The organism is Salipiger pentaromativorans (assembly GCF_024721115.1).
Lineage (GTDB): Bacteria > Pseudomonadota > Alphaproteobacteria > Rhodobacterales > Rhodobacteraceae > Salipiger > Salipiger pentaromativorans.
In genome coordinates, this window is the sequence record NZ_JAMDHK010000004.1 from 38,010 (window position 1) to 56,038 (window position 18,029).

Genomic DNA, 18,029 nt, shown 5'->3' on the forward strand with positions numbered 1-18,029 from the left:
ACATCGTTGATACTTGCTGTTTGCGCGGGGTCAAACGCGGTGGGTGATCGCGGCCCCGGGGACCGGCGCAGCAACAGAGGATCGAACGGATGAACAAGGCGGTTACGGATGGTGTGGTCTTTATGCCCACGCCTTTTTCGGAAGGGCTGGATGTATGGTCGCGGGGGGACGGCACGCCGGGTTCGGATACCTATGACGGTCTGGCCACGGCCGCCTATGTTCCGGCGGACGCGGATTTTGCCGGCTGTTTGGAGATCCAGAAGACCGAGGGCACGCAAAAGCTGCGCTATATGGGCGACACGCCGATCCTGCCGGGGTGCTATTTGCAGGTCACGGCGCGGATCAAGGCGGTGTCGGGCGTGATGCCCGCGGTTCGGATCGCGGGCTGGGCGGGGCGGCCCAACGGCACGCAGGTGACCGGGCTCGATACCACCGGAGACTCGGTGCAGCTCACCTCCTATGGCGAGGCGGTGGAAGTGACCGCCATCGTCGGCGGCGGGGCGCGCAACGGTGTGGATATGGTCTGGGGCACCGAGCCGAGCTTCGGGCATTTCGGGATCGACCTGACCGGTTCGAACGGCGGTGTCGTGCGGGTCGATGACATCGAGATCGTGGACATCACCAGCGTGTTCCTGCGCGATATGATGAACTGGGTCGATGTGCGCGACTACGGGTCCGTGGGCGACGGGGTGACCGACAACAGCGCGGCCTTCGAAGCGGCGGATGCCGCGGCCGACGGGCGCAAGATTCTGGTGCCCGACGGCACCTACCGTCTGGCGAGTTCGGTGACGCTGGAACACCATGTCGAGTTTCAGGGCAAGCTGCTGATGCCGGCGGACGCGATCCTGTCGATGACCAAGGACTTTCATCTTTCGGCCTATGTCGATGCCTTCGGCGGCGACGAGGAGCAGGCGCTGAAGAAGGGGCTTCAGTCTCTGATGAACAATGCCGACCACGAGAGTTTCGACCTCTCGGGGCGTCGGGTGTCGCTCTACGAGCCGCTCGACGTGCAGGCGGCGGTGAACAACCGCGACACCTATGCGCAGCGCCGGGTGCTGCGCAACGGCCAGATCCGCGCCGAGAGCAGCGGCACCTGGACCAAGCAGAGCGTGACCAGCATCGCGACCTATTCCGCCAACAACAAATGGGAGCTGACCAATGTGGGCAATGTCGCGAACATCCCCGTGGGCAGCCTGGTCGAAAGCTCCGGCGTCGGCCGCGAGATCTATGTGAAGTCCCGGAATGTCGGGGCGCAGACGCTGTCCCTGTCGCAGCCGCTCTACGACGCGGAGGGGACACAGAACTACACCTTCACCCGGTTCCAGTATCTGCTCGACTTCAGCGGCTTCACCAAGTTGGAGAAGTTCGAAATCGAGGATGTCGAGTTTCAGTGCTCCGAGCTGGCCAGCGGGGTGATGCTGCCGCCGTCGGGGCCGGTGAACGTGATCCGTAACTGCGTGTTCAACCGTCCGAGCGACCGGGGCATCACCTCGATCGGCGAAGGCTGCCAGGGGCTGTTGGTGGACCACAACCAGTTCATCAGCGCCGAGGGCGGGCTGACCACGCAGAACCGCAGTTCGGTGGCGCTGAACACCAATGCCAACGATGTGAAGATCCGCAACAACCGCGCCTCGCAGTTCCGCCATTTCGCCGTGGTGTCGGGGGCGAACGGGGTGATCGCGAACAACCATTTCTTCCAGGGCGACAGCAGCGACGCCGGAACCCGCAGCGCGGGGATCGTGCTCTGCCTGAAGGCCACCAACACGACGATTTCGGGCAATTACGTGGACAATTGCTTTATCGAATGGACCAATGAGCGCGAGCCCGATCCGGATTTCATTTCGGGCTTCGGCTTTTCCGGCCTGTCGGTGACCAACAACGTGTTTCTGTGTTCCAACGTGGCGGACTGGTTCTCGTTCATCGTGGTCAAGCCCTATGGGCAGAACAACCGGGTGAACGGGCTGAATGTCTCGGGCAACCTGTTCCGCTCGGTGGGCGGGACGATCAAGCGGGTGGAGCGGGTCGATAATTCCTTTGCCGATCTAGATCTGTCGGCGATGCGCAATGTCTATGTGTCGAACAACACCTATCTCAATATCCAGAACGGTTCGTCAAACCCGCTGCTGGTGACGCATGCGCAGAACACCCATGCCCAGACCTGGGTGGTGACCACTGACAGCCGGCTGCCCTTCAACGGCTATGCGATGGAAGTGTCGAGCCTGGTGCTGCGTTCGCGGCCGCGCGATACCAACAACGTCAGCAAATACGTGACGCCTTACACCTCGACGCGCGAGGGCAGCGGGCAGAATCTTGTCCATGCGATCTGGCCGGAGCCGATTCTGGGCGATCTGACCATGCTGGTGCGCATGGACAACTGACATCGGTCTCTTGCGATGCGCGGCAGGGCCGGCCCCTCGGGGACCGGCCCTTTGTCATGTTTCCGGGGCGCCAAGATCCTGCGGAGTCAGGACAAAAGCCTTGCCGAAGCCGCCGTTCAAATGGGCGCCGCGGATCTCGAAGCGCAGCAGCGAGAAATCGGCGAAACCGATATAGAGTTTTGCCTTGGGCTGCTGGCGCAGGTAATGCGCGGCCAGTTCGGCGTGCTCGGGCGCGCCGTGGCGCAGGAAACGGGCGCGGGCCTGCAGGCTCAGGCGCGGGTGGGTCAGCGGGTCGCCCTTGGGGCCGGGTTCCCCGAGCAGCAGCGCGCAGGCCGGGTCGGCTTTCAGGGCCTTGGCATGAAAGGCGAGATCCGAGACCAGGCTGAGGGGCATCCCGTCGGGCCCCGGCACCACGGAAACCCGGCTGACCATCGGTGTCGCGGTGTCCGGATCGGTGACCGCGAGGGCGCCGAAACGGGCGGTTTCGATCAATTGCCGGGCCAGCGCGCGGGCATCGTCGTCGGTGGGGCGGATCGGGTTTGTCATGCGCCGGAGTCTAGCGTGAAAGATGGCTGACTGAAAAGGTCAGAATTCACTCCAGAGACCGAAGGTCAGCCCGACCGCGCGCTCGCCGGTCAGTTCCCAGGAGCCGCCGATCTCGGCCTTGAACGTCCCGCGCAACGGCAGCACGACCGAGGGCGCGAACCGTGCAAAGGCCGGGTCGCCCCGGGGTTTCCCGGTCTGCATCTGTACCACGAGCTTGCGGTCGTTGCGCAGGCTGCGGCCCCAGGTGAAATCGAGCTTGTAATCGGTGCGCCCGTCGCTGGGCGATACTTCGGCCTGAGCCTCCGCCGACAGCCAGCCGCGCGCGCGTCCAAGGCCCAGCGACAGGCCCGGGCGCAGCACCGCACGGCCGTCGATCTTGCCGAGCCCCAGTTCTGCGGCGATCTTGAGCCCGTTCGCACGGTCGCGCAGGGGCAGGCGCAGAAAGGCGATGCTCTTGCCGTCGCCCGAGACCGAGCGGCCAAGGTCGAGCCCGGCGGTCAAACGGTCCGTCAGCCCGTATTCCGCGTAGAAGGTGTAATATTGCCCGGAGGGTTTCAGCGAGGCTTGCTTGGCCAGATCCCGGGGCCAGGACAGCCGCACCGTCGTACTGGCAAAGCCGTGGCCCTGCTTGCGCGGCCAGGCCCCCGCCCCGGCCATCGTGGCGCCGAGTAGCAGGCAGATCGTCGCGGCAAGAACATGGGTTCGGCGCATCGGGGTTTCCTCGCGTGGGCGCCAGCTTGCGGTCACTGTGGTTAATGGGCGGTTAAGTGCACTGGACGGGGCGCGGGGAAAGCCTATGCTGCAGGTGCAAAATAAGTCTGCTATACGTTCTGGGAATCGGGGGAACGCCATGGCCGGAGCGGTCATCACAGTCGCACAGCAGAAGGGCGGGTCGGGCAAGACCACGCTTTCGGCCAATCTTGCCGTGGGGTTCCGCGCCATGGGACGCTCTGTCGCGCTGATCGACACCGATCCGCAAGGCAGCCTTGGCCGCTGGTTCATGACCCGGCTCGAAAAGAACCCCGACGCAGCGGAGGGGATCGAGTTCGCCACCTCCTCGGCCTGGGGGATCACCTATGAATGCCGCAAGCTGGCCGAGCGCTTCGATCTGGTGATCGTCGATACGCCGCCCAAGGCGGACAGCGATCTGCGCCCGGCACTACGGGCAGCCGATCTGGTGCTGGTGCCGGTGTCGATGAGCCATCTCGACCTCTGGGCGACGGAAAGCGTGCTCGATCTGGCCCGGCGCGAGAATCGCGAGGTGCTGATGGTGCTCAACCGCACGCGCCCGGGCACGCGGCTTTCGGGAGAAATCGCGGCGGCGGCGCAGAAGATGGAGGCGCGGATCGCCGAGGCGCAGCTTGCCAATCGCGTGGGCTATGCCGAGGCGTTCGGGCATGGGCTCAGCGCCGCCGAGGGGCGCAAGACCCCGGCGCGCGGCGAGGTCGAGGCCCTCTCCGCAGAGGTGGCGCAGGTGCTGGCGAACGGGTAAAGGGGGCGCAACCCCGCGTCGCGCGGGAAAGGAGTGCCCATGACCGATCTTGCCGCCCTTGCCGAGACGATCCGCCGACACGAGGCCGCGCAGGGCCAGCCGATTTCGCGGCTGGGGTATTTCTGTGCCCCGTTCCGACCCGCCGAGGGGCCGTTTTCCGACCGTGTGATCAAGGTCTATCGCGGGCTGCCCGATGCGGCGGCGCTCGACCGGCTGGCCGCGGCGCATGACGATTATGTCGACGCGCTGCGCGCGACGGGGGTGCCGCTGCCCGAAACCGATTTTCATCTGCTCGAAAGCGATGGCGCGCGGGTGCCGGTGATCGTGCAGGAGGCGCTGCCGGAAAGCGCTCTGATGCGGCCCCGGATGCAGCGCGAGGGGCTGGAGGCCACGCTGGCGATGATGGAGGCGGCGGGGCAGGTGATTGCCCGGTTCTGGAACGCCTCCGACCGGTTCGAGACGCGGATCGGCTTTCACCCCTCGATCCGCAACTTCGCGGTTCTGGAGGGGCAGGCGGTGTTCTACGACACTTTTCCCCCGCTCATCCACTATTCGCGCGACGAGATGGGCCGGATGCTGCTGCTCTTCTCGGAAAAGCGGCTGATGCGGCTGGTCGGCCCTTTCATGCGGGCGCGGGTGACCGGAATCCAGGACGAATGGTATTCGGCACCGGAAACCCTGGTGGGGCTGGTGGGCTCGGCCTGCCGGCTGCGGCCTGAACATACCGGCGCCTATCTGGCCTGGGGCCGGGAGTTCGCCGCGCGCGAGATGCCGCGCTGGGCCGAAGAGGCGGTGGCGGGGATGCAGGACGCGCCGCGTCTGCCCGGCTATTGGACGGGGTTCCGCAAGCTCCTCGGGCTTCAGGGCGAGCCCAACCTCTGAACAGAGCGCCCCAAGAATTTTCGGACGAAAATTCTTGGGGCCCGACCGGCGTTCAGTCCGGTTCGAACATGTCCATGATCCGGGTGAAGACATCGCCCGGCAGGGCGGCGGCAAAGCTGTCGCGGAAGACCGGCCATTCGTCCGATCCGTCGCGGGCCACGTCGCGCATCGCCAGAAGCACGTCGCGCGTGCCCTGCGACAGCACCTTCATGCGGTCGCCGTTCTTGAGCGAGGCATCGAGATGGGCGTCGAAATCTTCGCCGAAGATTTCGATCGGAACCCCGTGCATCTCGAGCTGATAGGCCTGATAGGCAAGGATCACCGCCCGCTTGTCCAGCAAGCTCAGCGCGGCATCGACCTGCCGGACGGTGGGCGGGATCCTCCGGGTCATGATCAGACGATCTTGATTCCGGCCTTCTCGGCATCGGCGAGGAAGGCGGCGAGGCCCTTGTCGGTCAGCACATGGTTGGCCATGGCCTTGATGACGGCGGGCGGCGCGGTGGCCACGTCGGCGCCGATCTTGGCGCAGTCCGACATGTGGTTGGCCGAGCGGATCGAGGCGGCGAGGATCTGCGTCTCGAACCCGTAATTGTCGTAGATCTGACGGATGTCGGCGATCAGCTCGAGCCCGTCGAGATTGATGTCGTCGAGCCGGCCGATGAAGGGCGAGATAAAGGTCGCGCCCGCCTTGGCAGCCAGAAGCGCTTGGTTGGCCGAGAAGCAGAGCGTCACGTTGACCATCTTGCCCTCGCCGCTCAGCGTCTTGCAGGCGCGCAGCCCGTCGAGCGTCAGCGGTACCTTGACGGCGATGTTCGGCGCGATCTCGGCCAGCTTGCGGCCTTCCTCGATCATCTGCGCGTAATCCGTGGCCACGACCTCGGCCGAGACCGGCCCCTCGACCATCTCGCAGATCTCCTTCGTGACCTCGAGAATATCGCGGCCCGATTTGGCGATCAGCGAAGGGTTGGTGGTCACGCCATCGACAAAGCCCAGATCGTTGAGCTCGCGGATTGCATCCACATCGGCGGTGTCTACAAAGAATTTCATATGCGTCAGCCCTCCCGGCTTGCTTGGCATTCGCTCGCGCGTGTCTTACCCCATGCAAAGGCGGGCCGAAAGCCCTTCAAGTCTAGCGCTAACGGAAGCCCCTGCATGGATGCGTTCTACGACGAAGGCACGCTGGTCGCGGTATTGACCACGCAGCCGCTCGACCGGCTGCTGGATTACCGCGCGCCGCAGGGCGGGTGCTTTCAGGGCGCCTTTGTCGAGGTGCCTCTCGGGCCGCGCAAGGTGCTGGGTGTGGTCTGGGGGCCGGGCAAGGGCGATTTCGACTATGCCAAGGTGCGGTCGGTCATCCGGGTGCTCGACGCGGTGCCGATGCGCGACGAGCTGCGCAGCTTTCTGGAGCGCGCGGGCGAGTACACGCTGACCCCGATGTCCGCGATGCTGCGGCTGGCCACCCGCGCGCCGGGGCTGGGCGACGCGCCCTCGATGCGCAAGATCTTCCGGCTGGGAGAGGCCGAACCGGACCGGCTGACCGATGCCCGCCGCCGGGTGCTCGAGGTGCTGCGCGACATGGGCGGGTTGGCGCTGACGCAGGGCGAGCTGGCCGAGACCGCGGGAGTGACGCCTTCGGTGATCAAGGGGCTGGTGAAGCTGGGCGCGGTGCGCGAGGAGGAGGCGCCGCGCGACACGGCCTTTCCCCGGCTCGATCCGGATTACGGCGGCAAGGATCTTGCCGAGGATCAGGCAGCGGCGGCGGAGGTGCTGCGCGCCGGTGTGGCCTCCGGGCGCTACGGGACGGTGCTGCTCAAGGGGGTGACCGGCTCGGGCAAGACCGAGGTCTATCTCGAGGCGGTGGCCGAAACGTTGCGCAAGCGGCGGCAGGCGTTGGTGCTTCTGCCCGAGATCGCGCTGACCTCGGAGTTCCTCACCCGCGTCGAGGCGCGCTTTGGCGCGAAACCCGCCGAATGGCATTCCGGCGTGACGGTGACCGAGCGCCGGCGCGTCTGGAAACAGGTGGCGCTGGGCGGCGCGCAGCTTGTGGTGGGCGCGCGCTCGGCGCTGTTCCTGCCGTTCCGCGATCTCGGCCTCATCGTCGTGGATGAGGAACACGACACCTCCTACAAGCAGGAGGAAGGCGTGCTCTACAACGCCCGCGACATGGCGGTGCTGCGCGCCTCGGTCTGTTCCGCGCGGGTCGTTTTGGCCTCGGCCACGCCCTCGCTGGAAAGCTGGGCCAATGCCGATGCGGGCAAATATACGCGGCTCGACCTGACCTCGCGTTTCGGCGCGGCGGTGCTGCCCGAGATGCGCAGCATCGACATGCGAGGCGAGGTTCTGCCGTCGAACCGCTGGGTCTCGCCCAGCTTGCAGGCGGCGGTCAACGCGCGGCTGGCGCGGGGCGAGCAGGCGATGCTGTTCCTGAACCGGCGCGGCTATGCGCCGGTGACGATCTGCCGGGCCTGCGGCCATCAGATCGGCTGTCCGCATTGCGACGCGCGCATGGTCGAGCACCGGTTCTTGCAGCGCCTCGTCTGCCATCAATGCGGCGAGACCATCCCCAAGCCCGAGACCTGCCCGAGCTGCGGCGCCGAGGACAAGCTCGCCGCCGTCGGTCCGGGGGTGGAGCGGCTGGCCGAAGAGGCGGCGGCGCTGTTCCCCGAGGCGCGGCTGGCGGTGCTGTCCTCGGATCTCTTCGGCTCGGCGCGGGCGCTGAAGGAGGAAATCGAGAAGATCGCCCGGGGCGCGGCGGACATCGTCATCGGAACGCAGCTTGTGGCCAAGGGGCACAATTTTCCGCTGCTGACGCTGGTGGGGGTGATCGACGCGGATCTGGGGCTTCAGGGCTCGGACCTGCGCGCCGCCGAGCGGACCTTTCAGCTCATGCGGCAGGTGGCCGGGCGCGCGGGGCGGGCGGAAAAGCCCGGCGTGGCGCTGCTCCAGACCTATCAGCCCGAACATCCGGTGATCCGGGCCATCCTGTCGGGCGATGAAGAGGGGTTCTGGAAGGCCGAGGCCGAGGAACGGCGCGCGGCGGGGATGCCGCCCTATGGGCGGCTGGCGGGGGTGATCCTGTCCTCGACCGAGGTGCAGGAGGTGTTCGACCTCGGCAATGCCATGGCGCGGCAGGACGCGCCGCTGCGCCGGGTGGGGGCGCAGGTCTACGGGCCCGCGCCGGCGCCGATTGCCCGGGTGCGCGGGCGGCATCGGGTGCGCCTGCTGGTCAAGGCGCCGAAAGGCGTGGCGTTGCAGCCGGCGCTGGCGGAATGGGCCGCGCAGTTCCGCCTGAAAGGCGAACTGCGCATGGCCATCGACATCGACCCGCAGAGCTTCTTCTGAACGCGGATCCCGTGCCGCCGCGCGCCTAGGTGTTCAGTCCCGGGTCTTCACCCGCTCATAGCGCTGCCGGGCGATGTCCTCGTCGCGCGCGGCCTTGCGGTCGGCGGCCAGCGCCGTCTCGACATAGTTCAGATGCGCCTCGACCGCGGCGCGGGCCGCGGCGGGATCGCGGGCCTGAAGCGCGTCGTTGATCGCGCGATGCTGGTCCAGCAGCGCCTCGCGCGTGGTGCGCTGCTTGAACATCACGGAGCGGTTGTAGAACACGCCTTCGCGCAGAAGCTGATACATCGAGCGCATCATGTGCAGCATGATCACATTGTGGCCGGCCTCGATGATCGCCAGATGGAACTCGGCGTCCAGCCGGGCCTCTTCGCTCGGGTTGCGCTTGGCATGGGCGGCTTCCATCTGCCCGAAAAGCGAGTCGATCACCTTGAGATCGGTCTCTGTCCCGTGGTGGGCCGCGCGTTCTGCGGCGAGCCCCTCCATGTCGCGGCGAAAGCTGAGATAATCGAACACCGCCTCGTCGTGATTGGCGAAAAGCTGCACCAGCGTGTCCGAAAACGCCGATCCCAGCGCCTCGGTGACAAAGATCCCGGCGCCTGCGCGCGAGGTCAGCAGCCCGCGGGCCTGCAAATCCGCCACCGCCTCGCGCAGCGACGGGCGCGAGACGCCCAGACGCTCCGAAAGCTCGCGCTCGGCAGGCAGGCGCTCTCCCGGGCGGAGGATGCCACGCAGGATCAGTTCCTCGATCTGCCGGATCACGGCCGAGGCGAGTTTCTCCGAATGCACGGGGCGGAAGGGCATGACAGGTCTCTGACTGGCGGAATTGGTCAGGTTATATGACCGCACCGCGCCGCGGCGCAAGTGGGACGGGCGGGGTGGCCCGTCACGCGCCTACCAGCGGTCGAGCGCCGCTTCGTCCTCGTCCTTCGCGGCCACCCAGGATTGCCCGCCTTCCGCGCGTTCCTTCTTCCAGAAGGGGGCGCGGGATTTCAGGTAATCCATGAGAAATTCCGCCGCCTCGAAGGCGTTCTTCCGGTGCGGTGCGGCGGTGGCGACCATCATGATGCGCTCGCCGGCCGTCATCTTGCCATAGCGATGGATGACCAGAACCTCGCCCAGCGACCAGCGCGCCTGCGCCTCGGCGGCGATCTTGGCCAGCGCCTTCTCGGTCATGCCGGGGTAATGCTCGATCTCCATCCCCTCGAGCCCGCCGGTGACGTCGCGCACCACGCCGGTGAAGGTGACCACCGCGCCCATGTCGCTGCGCTCTGCCGCAAAGCGCTCGGCCTCGGCGCCGAAATCGAACGGTTCCTCCTGAACGACAACCCGCAGACCGGCATCCTCGGCCATGGCTCAGCCCCCCGTCATCGGCGGAAAGAAGGCCACTTCCCGAACACCGGCCAGCGGCGCGTCGAAATCGGTCAGTTCCTGATCGACCGCCACGCGCAGCGCGGAGAGATCGGAAAACGCCATGGCATAACGCTCTTCGCGGGCGCGCAGCTCGTCGATCAGCGCGGCCACCGTGGCGGCCTGCGTCTCGATCTTTTCTTTCGGCAGCCCGATCCGTTCCCGGACCCAGGCGAAATACAGCACGTCCATCATCGCTCCTCCTGCAGATGGGGAAGGGCCTTGGTGAAATAGTCCCAGCCGGTGATCAGCGTCAGCGTCGCCGCGATCCACAGCAGCGTGAGCCCGATATGCCCGGCCCAGGTCATGCCCTGTTCCTTCCAGAGCAGGCCATGCACGTCGGCGGAGTCGCCGCTCAGGATCGCGCTGACCTGACGCGGGTCGAGCTCTATCACCGTCACGGCAAGATAATGCTCGAAGACGCCCTGGGCAAAAAGCACCGCAATGGCGATCATCTGGAAGGTGGTTTTCCACTTCGCCAGCTTCGTCACCCTCAGCGTGCCCGCCACATCGCCGAGATATTCCCGCAGCCCGCTGACAAAGACCTCGCGGAACAGGATGAAGGTCGCCGGCAGCACCAGCCAGGGCGACATCGAGGAATATCCCACGATCACCATCAGCGCGATCACCACCATCGCCTTGTCGGCGATCGGGTCGAGCATCGCGCCCAGCTTCGATTCCAGCGACCAGGCGCGGGCGATATAGCCGTCGAACCAGTCGGTGATGGCGGCGCTGACGAAGAGCAGCAGCGCGAACCAGTCCGCCAGCGGGCGCGAGAAATACAGAAACATCACCGCCAGGCCCGGAGCGGCGAGCAGGCGGAGCGCAGTGAGGGTATTGGGTAGGGTCCAGCGCATGGTGGATACGTAACGCTCTTTGCCGGGCGAGGGAAGAGAGGCCGCGAGGAGCGGCACCGTGCCGCGCCGGGGCGGCTCAGCCCGCCTGCCGCGCGAAGCGTTCGACGAATTGCGCGCGGGCGGCGGGCAGCGGACGGTCGCGCAGTTCGGGGGCCAGCCGCTGTTCGAGGAAATAGCCGGTGGTGCGCAGCGCGGTCAGGATTCCTGCATCGCCGGCCTCGCCCCGGCCCAGCAGCACCGGCGGCAGCGGCAACAGCCGCGCCGCCCAGTCGCCCGCGCCGATGGCCGAGACGGCCCGCCCGCTGCGGGGCGACACGTAATCCAGCGGCTCGTTCACCCCGGTGACCGCGCAGGCCGAGAGATCGAGCCCGAAACCCATCTCTTCCAGCAGCGCCTGTTCCCAGCGCAGATAGGCCAGCGGCCAGAGCTCGCGCTGGCCGAGCAGGTCGAGCAGCCGTTCGGATTGTGCGTAGAGACGGGGATGCGACTCGCGCTCGGGCAGGCAGAACGAGAGCAGCGCCACCACCGCGTTGAGCCCGGAAAGCGACAGCCGGTCGCCCATGGCCGCCGCCGCGCGCGAGCGCTGCGGCTCGACCGTCCAGGCGCCCATGTGATCCTCGAGCCGCGCCCGCCAGCTCAGGTCGAGCTGCGCGCCGGGTTGCAGGCTGGGCGCGACCTTGCGCGAGGCGCCGCCGCGCAGCACACCCAAATGGCGCCCGTGCTCGGCGGTGAACACCTCGAGAATCGCCGAGGTCTCGCCGTGCCTGCGGGCCGAGAGAAGAATGCCTGTGTCGCGCCAGTCCATGGCCGGACTATCGAACGGCTTGCCGCGCTCGGCAAGTTGCGACAGGGTTTTGTCATGACCAAGGAACAACGCCTCTTTGCCGTTCTGATCGCCGGGCTCACGCTGGCCGCGCTGGTGGTGCAGTTCATGGCCACCGCAGGGAACAACCCCGATTACACCCCGCCCGAGACGCTGTGGCGGCTGGCGCGCTATTTCACGATCCTCACCAATGCGCTGGTGGCGGGCACCTTCCTGTGGATGGCGCTGGGCAACCGCATGGCGGCCGCCGCCTGGCTGGGCGGGCTGGCGCTCTGGATCGGGATCGTGGGGGTGGTCTATCATCTGCTGCTGGCCAAGCCGCTGACCGGGCTCGACGCGCTGGCCGATCTGGGGCTGCATACGGTGACGCCTGTGCTGACCGTGCTGTTCTGGGTCTTCGCCGCGCCGAAACACGGGCTGCGGTTCAAGACGGCGCTGGTCTGGATGCTCTGGCCGCTGGCCTATGTGGGCTATGCGCTGCTGCGCGGCCAGATCGAGGGGATCTACCCGTATTTCTTTGTCGATCCGACGCAGATCGGCTGGGCCGGCGTGCTGCGCTGGTCGGGAATCCTCTGCGTGGGCTTCGTCTCGGCGGGGGGCGTGCAGGTCGGGATCGCGCGGCTGCTGCGCTAGCGGCGGCTCGGCTATGCGGCGCAGGGCAGGCACGCCGCCCTAGCGCTCAATCCGCCAGCCCCTCTTCGTCCAGCAGGTGCCGCCCTGCGCGGTCCTCGACCTCGATCACCCAGAGATCCGGGTCGAAATCGCGCTGTTTCGCGATCGAAATATCCACCTCGCGCTCGTCGCCCGAGGCGAGTTCGGTCCATTTCCGCGCGCCCGACATCAGGTCGAAGCCACGTGTGAACGCCTGTGCCCTGCCATCGAGCGTTGCGAGCTTCACCAGCACGGCCCCGGCGGTATCGTCGCCATGGGCCGTCACATAGGCGGGAATGTTCTGGAACGAGAGCCGTGCCAGATAGGCATCGACCCAGAACCGCGTGGTCAGCCGCGCCATGGGCTCAGTTGCCGTCCTTGAAATCGAGCCCCATCTCGGAATAGCGCTCGGCCTCTTCCAGCCAGTTCTCGCGCACCTTCACCTGAAGAAAGAGATGCACCTTGCGGCCGAGGAATTCCTCGATCTCGGCGCGGGCCGCCTGGCTGATGGCCTTGATCGTCTCGCCCTTCTTGCCCAGCACGATGCCCTTGTGGCCGTCGCGGGCGACATAGATCATCTGGTCGATCCGGGCCGAGCCGTCGGCGCGCTCTTCCCAGTTTTCGGTCTCCACGGTGAGCTGGTAGGGCAGTTCCTGATGCAGCCGCAGGGTCAGCTTTTCGCGGGTCATCTCGGCGGCGATCATGCGCATGGGCAGATCGGCGATCTGGTCCTCGGGATAAAGCCAGGGCCCTTCGGGCAGTTCCTGGGCCAGCCATTTGCGGAGATCCTCGACGCCATGGCCGCGTTCGGCCGAGATCATAAAGGTCTTTGCGAAGGGGAAGCGTTCGTTCAGATCCTGCGACAGCGCCAGCAGCTTCGGCGCCTCGACACGGTCGATCTTGTTGATCGCAAGCGCCACCACGCGGCCCTTGGGCAGATCGGCGAGCCCTTCCAGAATGCGCTCCACCCCGTCGGTCACGCCGCGATGGGCCTCGACCAGCAGCACGATGATGTCGGCATCCGCCGCGCCGCCCCAGGCCGCCGCGACCATGGCCCGGTCTAGCCGGCGGCGCGGTTTGAACAGGCCGGGCGTGTCGACGAACACAAGCTGGCTGTCGCCTTCCATGGCCACGCCGCGGATGCGCGCGCGTGTCGTCTGCACCTTGTGCGTGACGATGGACACCTTCGCCCCCACCATGCGGTTGGTCAGGGTGGATTTGCCCGCATTGGGCTCTCCGATCAGGGCGACAAAGCCGGCGCGTGTGGTCATGCGGTCCTCGGGGGTCAAGATCGCGCAGGAAATAAGGGATTTCCGCCGGAAAGGCTAGGGGAACCGCACGGGCCCGCGATGCGAGGTCATTGACCCGCGACCGGGCCGCTGGGCGGCGCCTCGGACCCGTCCGTCCCGCCGCTGCCGCCATCGCCGGGCGCGGGGGGCACGGGCTCTGGCGCCTCGTCCTGAAAGAAGGTGGCCAGCAGCAGGCGGATCTCCACATCGCCCGCCTCCGAAAGCGTCACCGGCACGCCCAGGCAGGTCAGCCCCTCGGGCAGATCGGTCAAGGGGAGGCTCTGCGCGACGCGCACGCCGGGAAAGCCCGCGCGGATCCCGTCTTCGATATTGTCCTCCAGCCACCAGAGCAGGAAATCCGCGTTCACGCCGAAATTGCTCGTGGTGATGGCATAGCTGATCTGGTCGCCCGAGCTGTTACAAGCGGCGGCGATGTCGAGATCGACGTGAATCGAGATGTCCGCCGTCGTTCCCGCCGGACCATCGCCCTTGAGCCCGAGGGACACGCGGTAGCTGTCCTCGTCCACCACCGAGATCTTTACCGTGCTGCTGTCGCCCGATGCGGGCGGGCTCCAATAGGCCTCTGGAATGGCGCCGATCACGTCGCCCACGATGGCCTCGATCCGGCTTTGCATGTCGCGCTGGGTGAGCCCCAGCTTGTCGCTGGGCAGGGTCACCGTGACAAGCTGGCCTTCGGGAAGCGGGTCGTCGTCCGTTTGCAACGCGCTGGTGGTGATCTCGCTGAACAGCACCAGCAATTGCGGATCGAAGCGCCCCCAGGACGGGTGCCCGCGCAGGTCGTCATAGGGCACGACCAGCCGGTTCTGCGTGTCCGCCCGCAGCCAGTGGCAGCCATCGGGCTGATCGTCATAGGTCTTCTGGAAATAGTCGATCCCGTTGACCGTCAGCGTGACCTGCTCGACGCACCAGTCGTCCGAGCCCGATTTCTCGACGAAGATCTGCGTGATGTCGCTGATCCGGCGCAGATCGGCGAAATTCAGATCATAGGTGAAGCGGTCGTCGCGCTCGAAATCGTTGCGGCTGTAATCGACCCAGGTGCTGTTGCCCCGGGGCTCGATGACGGCGCGACTGTTCAGCAGTACAGCGATGTCGTCGTCGGTGCCCGCGTTCGCCACATCCGCGGTCTTGAACCCGATCTGCACCCGGAACACCGGGTTGTCGCCGGCGGCGGGGGTAAAGGCGCAGCGGATCGGCGAGGGGATGTCAACGGTATCGCCAAGCGCGACCACCCGGTAGCAATAGAGCCGCTCCGGCGTGAGCCCGCTATCGGCGATCTGCGGAAAGCCGTCCTGCGGCCCGAGCGCGGCCACCTCCTGCCAGTCGCCGGCCTGCGGTGTCCGCCACCGCTGCCCCAGATCGCTGCGGTCGATACGATAGCCGGTTTCCACCTCGGTCCGGTCGCTCCAGAGGACGGTCAGCCGGGTGGGACGGCGGTCGCGCAGGAACACCGATTTCGGTGCGCGCAGCCGGTCCTCGCCGCTGCCCGGCGGGGCGATGGGCTCGGGGACGGGGCCGGTGTTGCCGGCCGGCACAAACGGTCGTTCGGCGGCGGCGGGGCTAGCCAGCGCGGCGAGGGAAAGGGAAAAAACGGCACCGATCAACAAGGGGAACGCGAAGGGATTTCGCATCTCGGTCTCCAGAAAGGTCTTTGACAAATCAAGCAATCCGGCCCGGGCCGGTGCAGTTCACCCTATCACATCGGGCGGTTTCGAGCGACTCCGCGCTGCGGCATCCGGTCGGGGCAGAACCGTTGCCTGCGCCGGAGGGCCGGCGGTCAGGCCTTTCGGGCGCTGCGGATCAGCGTGTAAAGCCCGCTGCTCACGATCAGCGCGCCGCCCGCCAGGGTCCAGAGATCCGGACGTTCGTCGAAGAAGAGAAAGGCGAAGAACAGCGCCACCAGCAGCCGCGAATAGCGGAAAGGCGCCACGACCGAGACCTCGCCGGTGCGCATGGCGCGGGTCAGTGCGGTATAGGCGGTGACACCGACAAGGCCGGTCAGCAGCAGCCGCCCCAGCTCGATTCCCGTGGGCAGGCGCGGCGGGGCGGGGTCGAAGGGCAGCATAAGAAGCCCCGCCAGGATGATCACCGCAAAGCCCAATACGCCAAGCTGGTTGGTCGAGACGGCGGGCGGGCTGGCGCGGGTGTAGAGATCGCGCATGGCAAAGCCGATCATCCCGGCGACCGCGAGCAGCGCGTCGGCGCGAAAGGCATCCGGCGTCGGGCGCAGGATCATCAGCACGCCCAGAAACCCGATGGCCATGGCGACCCAGCGCCGGGCGCCCACCTGTTCGCGCAGCAGCAGCGCGGCGCCCGCCGTGACCACCAGCGGCGCCGCCTGAAGGATCGACGAGGTGACCGACAAGGGCGTATAGGCCAGCGACAGCGCGAAGAAGAGCCGCCCCATGATCTCGAAAAACGTCCGGATCAGCAGCGAGGGCCGCAGGATGGCCGGGTGCAGGACCGGTTCCCGCGCCTTCAGGGTCAGCAGCACGTAAAGCGTGGTGCCCGTCAGGCCGAAGATCAGCGTCGCCTCGCCCGGCGGCAGGCCGGGGGCGACGGATTTGAACAGCGCGTCCTCGACGGCGAACAGCGTCATGGCCAGCACCATGAACCCCGCACCCAGCGCATTGCTGCCAGAGGAGCGGAGCCCCTGGTCAGCCACCGTCCGAAACCTTTTCGAGCAGCGCCGTCGCCGCCTGCTGTTCAGCCTTGCGCTTGGCGCCCGCCGTGGCGCGTGCGGTTTCGCCGCTTTCCAGACGCGCCTCGATGGTGAAGACCGGGGCGTGATCGGGGCCGCTGCGTTCGATCTCGACATAGGCGGGCGGCGCCATGCCGCGCGCCTGCGCCCATTCCTGAAGCGCGGTCTTGGCGTCGCGTGCATCGGCCTCGACCTGCGCCACGCGGTTGCCCCAGAGCCGCAGGATCATCTCCCTGGCGGTCTCGAACCCGGCGTCGAGATAGACCGCGGCGATCACCGCCTCCATCGCATCGCCCAGAAGCGCCATCTTGCGCCGCCCGCCCGACATCATCTCGGAGCGGCCCAGTTTCAGCGCCGCGCCCAGATCGACCTCGCGCGCGACCTCGGCGCAGGCTTCCTTGCGCACCAGCGCATTGTAGCGCGGCGCAAGCTGGCCCTCGGTGGCCTTGCGGTCTTCCGAGAGCAGCGCCTCGGCCATCACCAGCCCCAGCACGCGATCGCCGAGGAACTCCAGCCGCTGGTTGTCCTCGCGGCCCGGCCCCGACATCGAGGAATGGGTGAGCGCCCGGCGCAGCAGCTCGGGCCGCCCGAAACGGTGGCCGAGACGCGCCTCGAGCGCTTCTATCTCGGCGGAACGTTTCATTTCAGCTTGTGGAAGAAGCGGTCGGCGCGCCAGGTCCAGAAGAACAGCATCGAGCGGCCGGAAGAAGAGAACATCACGCGGTTCGCCTTGCCGATGAGGTTCTCGAAGGGCACGAAACCGACGCCGCCCGCGGCATTGGGCACGCGGCTGTCCGACGAGTTGTCGCGGTTGTCGCCCATCATGAAGTAATGGCCCGCCGGCACCGTATAGACCCGCGTATTGTCCGAACCCTGCATCGCGATGTTGAGCACGTCGTGGCTCACGCCGTTGGGCAGGGTTTCCGTCCAGCGCGATTTCTCGCAGACGCCGCCGGTGCCCACCGGGCCGTTCTCGCAGCGCGGGCGCAGCTGCTGCGGCCCCTGCGGTTCGGCGATCTCGGTGAAGGTGCCGTTGCGCTCGATCTGAACCGGCTCGTCGTTGATATAGAGCAGCCCGTTGCGGACCTGGATGCGGTCGCCGGGCAGGCCGATCAGACGCTTGATGAAGTCGCGCCCGGTGACCGGATGGCGGAAGACGACGATGTCGCCGCGCTCGGGGTCAGAGCCGAACAGGCGCTCGTTGTCGCCGCCCAGCCAGCCGCAGATGTCCTTGGCGTCGATGTCGATGCCGAAGCGCGGAAGGTAGAGCGACGGGCAGGAGGCGTAGGAATAGCCGTAGCTCATCTTGTTGACGAAGAGAAAGTCGCCGATGAGCAGCGTGTCTTTCATCGAGCCCGAGGGAATCCAGAAGGGCTGGAAGAACAGCGTCCGGAACACACCCGCGATCAGCAGCGCATAGACCACCGTCTTGACGGTTTCCACGAAGCCGCCGGATTTTTCGTCTTTCGCCATGAACCCTGCCTCTTGCTCGGTTGGTCCCCGGCTTCATGGGCGGCAGGCCCGCGACTGTCAAGGCGGCGGCCTGTCGTGGGGTTTGGGGGTGCCGGGCTTGTGAAAGCGGCATTCGTTCGCCTCGGCAGGGCTTTGCAGGGGCGAACGCGTTGCGGTGCCGCGCAGGC

General features: G+C 66.9%; 20 protein-coding genes. 5 read left to right on the plus strand and 15 right to left on the minus strand.

Annotation, left to right across the window (positions count from 1 at the left end):
• The first annotated feature begins 89 nt into the window (after positions 1-89).
• Complete coding sequence (locus M4578_RS08435) at positions 90-2,378, plus strand: right-handed parallel beta-helix repeat-containing protein (RefSeq protein ID WP_258093007.1); 2,289 nt, start codon at positions 90-92, stop codon at positions 2,376-2,378.
• 54 nt (positions 2,379-2,432) lie between these two features.
• On the opposite strand, the gene M4578_RS08440 is transcribed toward M4578_RS08435, so the two are convergent.
• Both M4578_RS08440 and M4578_RS08445 read right to left on the minus strand, forming a co-directional pair.
• Entirely contained in the window at positions 2,433-2,924 is a 492-nt protein-coding gene (locus M4578_RS08440) for a HugZ family pyridoxamine 5'-phosphate oxidase (protein ID WP_258093008.1), read from the minus strand.
• A gap of 39 nt (positions 2,925-2,963) precedes the next feature.
• Positions 2,964-3,635, minus strand: coding sequence for a hypothetical protein (locus M4578_RS08445; RefSeq protein WP_258093009.1), 672 nt, complete (start codon positions 3,633-3,635; stop codon positions 2,964-2,966).
• A 139-nt stretch (positions 3,636-3,774) separates the two neighbouring features.
• On the opposite strand from M4578_RS08445, the gene parA reads away from it, so the two are divergent.
• Positions 3,775-4,416, plus strand: coding sequence for a ParA family partition ATPase (parA, locus tag M4578_RS08450; protein ID WP_258093010.1), 642 nt, complete (start codon positions 3,775-3,777; stop codon positions 4,414-4,416).
• A gap of 39 nt (positions 4,417-4,455) precedes the next feature.
• Complete coding sequence (locus M4578_RS08455) at positions 4,456-5,298, plus strand: DUF6206 family protein (RefSeq protein WP_258093011.1); 843 nt, start codon at positions 4,456-4,458, stop codon at positions 5,296-5,298.
• Between the two features lie 52 nt (positions 5,299-5,350).
• On the opposite strand, the gene M4578_RS08460 is transcribed toward M4578_RS08455, so the two are convergent.
• Positions 5,351-5,689, minus strand: a complete 339-nt coding sequence (locus tag M4578_RS08460) for a hypothetical protein (RefSeq protein ID WP_258093012.1) — start codon at positions 5,687-5,689, stop codon at positions 5,351-5,353.
• A gap of 2 nt (positions 5,690-5,691) precedes the next feature.
• Positions 5,692-6,345, minus strand: a complete 654-nt coding sequence (fsa, locus tag M4578_RS08465; protein ID WP_258093013.1) for a fructose-6-phosphate aldolase — start codon at positions 6,343-6,345, stop codon at positions 5,692-5,694.
• Positions 6,346-6,450: 105 nt separating this feature from the next.
• Between fsa and M4578_RS08470 the strand changes: the two genes are divergently transcribed.
• Positions 6,451-8,640: a primosomal protein N' gene (locus M4578_RS08470; RefSeq protein WP_258093014.1), complete on the plus strand. Its 2,190-nt coding sequence runs from the start codon at positions 6,451-6,453 to the stop codon at positions 8,638-8,640.
• Positions 8,641-8,673: 33 nt separating this feature from the next.
• On the opposite strand, the gene M4578_RS08475 is transcribed toward M4578_RS08470, so the two are convergent.
• The 5 genes from M4578_RS08475 to recO all read right to left on the minus strand — a co-directional run bounded on the left by M4578_RS08475 (position 8,674) and on the right by recO (position 11,712).
• Positions 8,674-9,444: an FCD domain-containing protein gene (locus M4578_RS08475; protein ID WP_258093015.1), complete on the minus strand. Its 771-nt coding sequence runs from the start codon at positions 9,442-9,444 to the stop codon at positions 8,674-8,676.
• A 90-nt stretch (positions 9,445-9,534) separates the two neighbouring features.
• Entirely contained in the window at positions 9,535-9,993 is a 459-nt protein-coding gene (locus M4578_RS08480; RefSeq protein ID WP_258093016.1) for a molybdenum cofactor biosynthesis protein MoaE, read from the minus strand.
• A gap of 3 nt (positions 9,994-9,996) precedes the next feature.
• Complete coding sequence (gene moaD, locus M4578_RS08485; RefSeq protein WP_258093285.1) at positions 9,997-10,242, minus strand: molybdopterin converting factor subunit 1; 246 nt, start codon at positions 10,240-10,242, stop codon at positions 9,997-9,999.
• The gene (gene pgsA / locus M4578_RS08490; protein ID WP_258093017.1) at positions 10,242-10,907 is read right to left on the minus strand and encodes a CDP-diacylglycerol--glycerol-3-phosphate 3-phosphatidyltransferase; all 666 of its coding nucleotides are present in this window, start codon (positions 10,905-10,907) and stop codon (positions 10,242-10,244) included. Before pgsA ends, moaD begins: the two co-directional genes overlap by 1 nt.
• A 76-nt stretch (positions 10,908-10,983) precedes the next feature.
• On the minus strand, positions 10,984-11,712 hold the full coding sequence (gene recO, locus M4578_RS08495; protein ID WP_258093286.1) for a DNA repair protein RecO: 729 nt from the start codon (positions 11,710-11,712) through the stop codon (positions 10,984-10,986).
• Between the two features lie 54 nt (positions 11,713-11,766).
• Between recO and M4578_RS08500 the strand changes: the two genes are divergently transcribed.
• Entirely contained in the window at positions 11,767-12,363 is a 597-nt protein-coding gene (locus M4578_RS08500) for a Pr6Pr family membrane protein (RefSeq protein WP_258093018.1), read from the plus strand.
• Between the two features lie 46 nt (positions 12,364-12,409).
• Here M4578_RS08500 and M4578_RS08505 read toward each other — a convergent pair whose 3' ends face one another.
• The 6 genes from M4578_RS08505 to lepB form a co-directional block, all read right to left on the minus strand.
• Positions 12,410-12,742: a DUF1491 family protein gene (locus M4578_RS08505; RefSeq protein ID WP_258093019.1), complete on the minus strand. Its 333-nt coding sequence runs from the start codon at positions 12,740-12,742 to the stop codon at positions 12,410-12,412.
• 4 nt (positions 12,743-12,746) lie between these two features.
• Complete coding sequence (era, locus tag M4578_RS08510) at positions 12,747-13,652, minus strand: GTPase Era (protein WP_258093020.1); 906 nt, start codon at positions 13,650-13,652, stop codon at positions 12,747-12,749.
• An 86-nt stretch (positions 13,653-13,738) separates the two neighbouring features.
• On the minus strand, positions 13,739-15,319 hold the full coding sequence (locus M4578_RS08515; protein WP_258093021.1) for a hypothetical protein: 1,581 nt from the start codon (positions 15,317-15,319) through the stop codon (positions 13,739-13,741).
• A gap of 146 nt (positions 15,320-15,465) precedes the next feature.
• Entirely contained in the window at positions 15,466-16,299 is an 834-nt protein-coding gene (locus M4578_RS08520; RefSeq protein ID WP_258093287.1) for a DMT family transporter, read from the minus strand.
• 46 nt (positions 16,300-16,345) lie between these two features.
• Positions 16,346-17,032, minus strand: a complete 687-nt coding sequence (gene rnc / locus M4578_RS08525) for a ribonuclease III (protein ID WP_258093022.1) — start codon at positions 17,030-17,032, stop codon at positions 16,346-16,348.
• On the minus strand, positions 17,029-17,862 hold the full coding sequence (gene lepB / locus M4578_RS08530; RefSeq protein ID WP_258093023.1) for a signal peptidase I: 834 nt from the start codon (positions 17,860-17,862) through the stop codon (positions 17,029-17,031). Before lepB ends, rnc begins: the two co-directional genes overlap by 4 nt.
• Positions 17,863-18,029: the final 167 nt, after the last annotated feature.

Excerpts from the sequence above, each read along its gene's own strand:
- M4578_RS08435 (WP_258093007.1), top strand. The coding sequence starts at position 90 with ATGAACAAGGCGGTTACGGATGGTGTGGTCTTTATGCCCACGCCTTTT.
- M4578_RS08440 (WP_258093008.1), bottom strand. The coding sequence starts at position 2,924 with ATGACAAACCCGATCCGCCCCACCGACGACGATGCCCGCGCGCTGGCC.
- M4578_RS08445 (WP_258093009.1), bottom strand. The coding sequence starts at position 3,635 with ATGCGCCGAACCCATGTTCTTGCCGCGACGATCTGCCTGCTACTCGGC.
- parA (WP_258093010.1), top strand. The coding sequence starts at position 3,775 with ATGGCCGGAGCGGTCATCACAGTCGCACAGCAGAAGGGCGGGTCGGGC.
- M4578_RS08455 (WP_258093011.1), top strand. The coding sequence starts at position 4,456 with ATGACCGATCTTGCCGCCCTTGCCGAGACGATCCGCCGACACGAGGCC.
- M4578_RS08460 (WP_258093012.1), bottom strand. The coding sequence starts at position 5,689 with ATGACCCGGAGGATCCCGCCCACCGTCCGGCAGGTCGATGCCGCGCTG.
- fsa (WP_258093013.1), bottom strand. The coding sequence starts at position 6,345 with ATGAAATTCTTTGTAGACACCGCCGATGTGGATGCAATCCGCGAGCTC.
- M4578_RS08470 (WP_258093014.1), top strand. The coding sequence starts at position 6,451 with ATGGATGCGTTCTACGACGAAGGCACGCTGGTCGCGGTATTGACCACG.
- M4578_RS08475 (WP_258093015.1), bottom strand. The coding sequence starts at position 9,444 with ATGCCCTTCCGCCCCGTGCATTCGGAGAAACTCGCCTCGGCCGTGATC.
- M4578_RS08480 (WP_258093016.1), bottom strand. The coding sequence starts at position 9,993 with ATGGCCGAGGATGCCGGTCTGCGGGTTGTCGTTCAGGAGGAACCGTTC.
- moaD (WP_258093285.1), bottom strand. The coding sequence starts at position 10,242 with ATGGACGTGCTGTATTTCGCCTGGGTCCGGGAACGGATCGGGCTGCCG.
- pgsA (WP_258093017.1), bottom strand. The coding sequence starts at position 10,907 with ATGCGCTGGACCCTACCCAATACCCTCACTGCGCTCCGCCTGCTCGCC.
- recO (WP_258093286.1), bottom strand. The coding sequence starts at position 11,712 with ATGGACTGGCGCGACACAGGCATTCTTCTCTCGGCCCGCAGGCACGGC.
- M4578_RS08500 (WP_258093018.1), top strand. The coding sequence starts at position 11,767 with ATGACCAAGGAACAACGCCTCTTTGCCGTTCTGATCGCCGGGCTCACG.
- M4578_RS08505 (WP_258093019.1), bottom strand. The coding sequence starts at position 12,742 with ATGGCGCGGCTGACCACGCGGTTCTGGGTCGATGCCTATCTGGCACGG.
- era (WP_258093020.1), bottom strand. The coding sequence starts at position 13,652 with ATGACCACACGCGCCGGCTTTGTCGCCCTGATCGGAGAGCCCAATGCG.
- M4578_RS08515 (WP_258093021.1), bottom strand. The coding sequence starts at position 15,319 with ATGCGAAATCCCTTCGCGTTCCCCTTGTTGATCGGTGCCGTTTTTTCC.
- M4578_RS08520 (WP_258093287.1), bottom strand. The coding sequence starts at position 16,299 with ATGGTGCTGGCCATGACGCTGTTCGCCGTCGAGGACGCGCTGTTCAAA.
- rnc (WP_258093022.1), bottom strand. The coding sequence starts at position 17,032 with ATGAAACGTTCCGCCGAGATAGAAGCGCTCGAGGCGCGTCTCGGCCAC.
- lepB (WP_258093023.1), bottom strand. The coding sequence starts at position 17,862 with ATGGCGAAAGACGAAAAATCCGGCGGCTTCGTGGAAACCGTCAAGACG.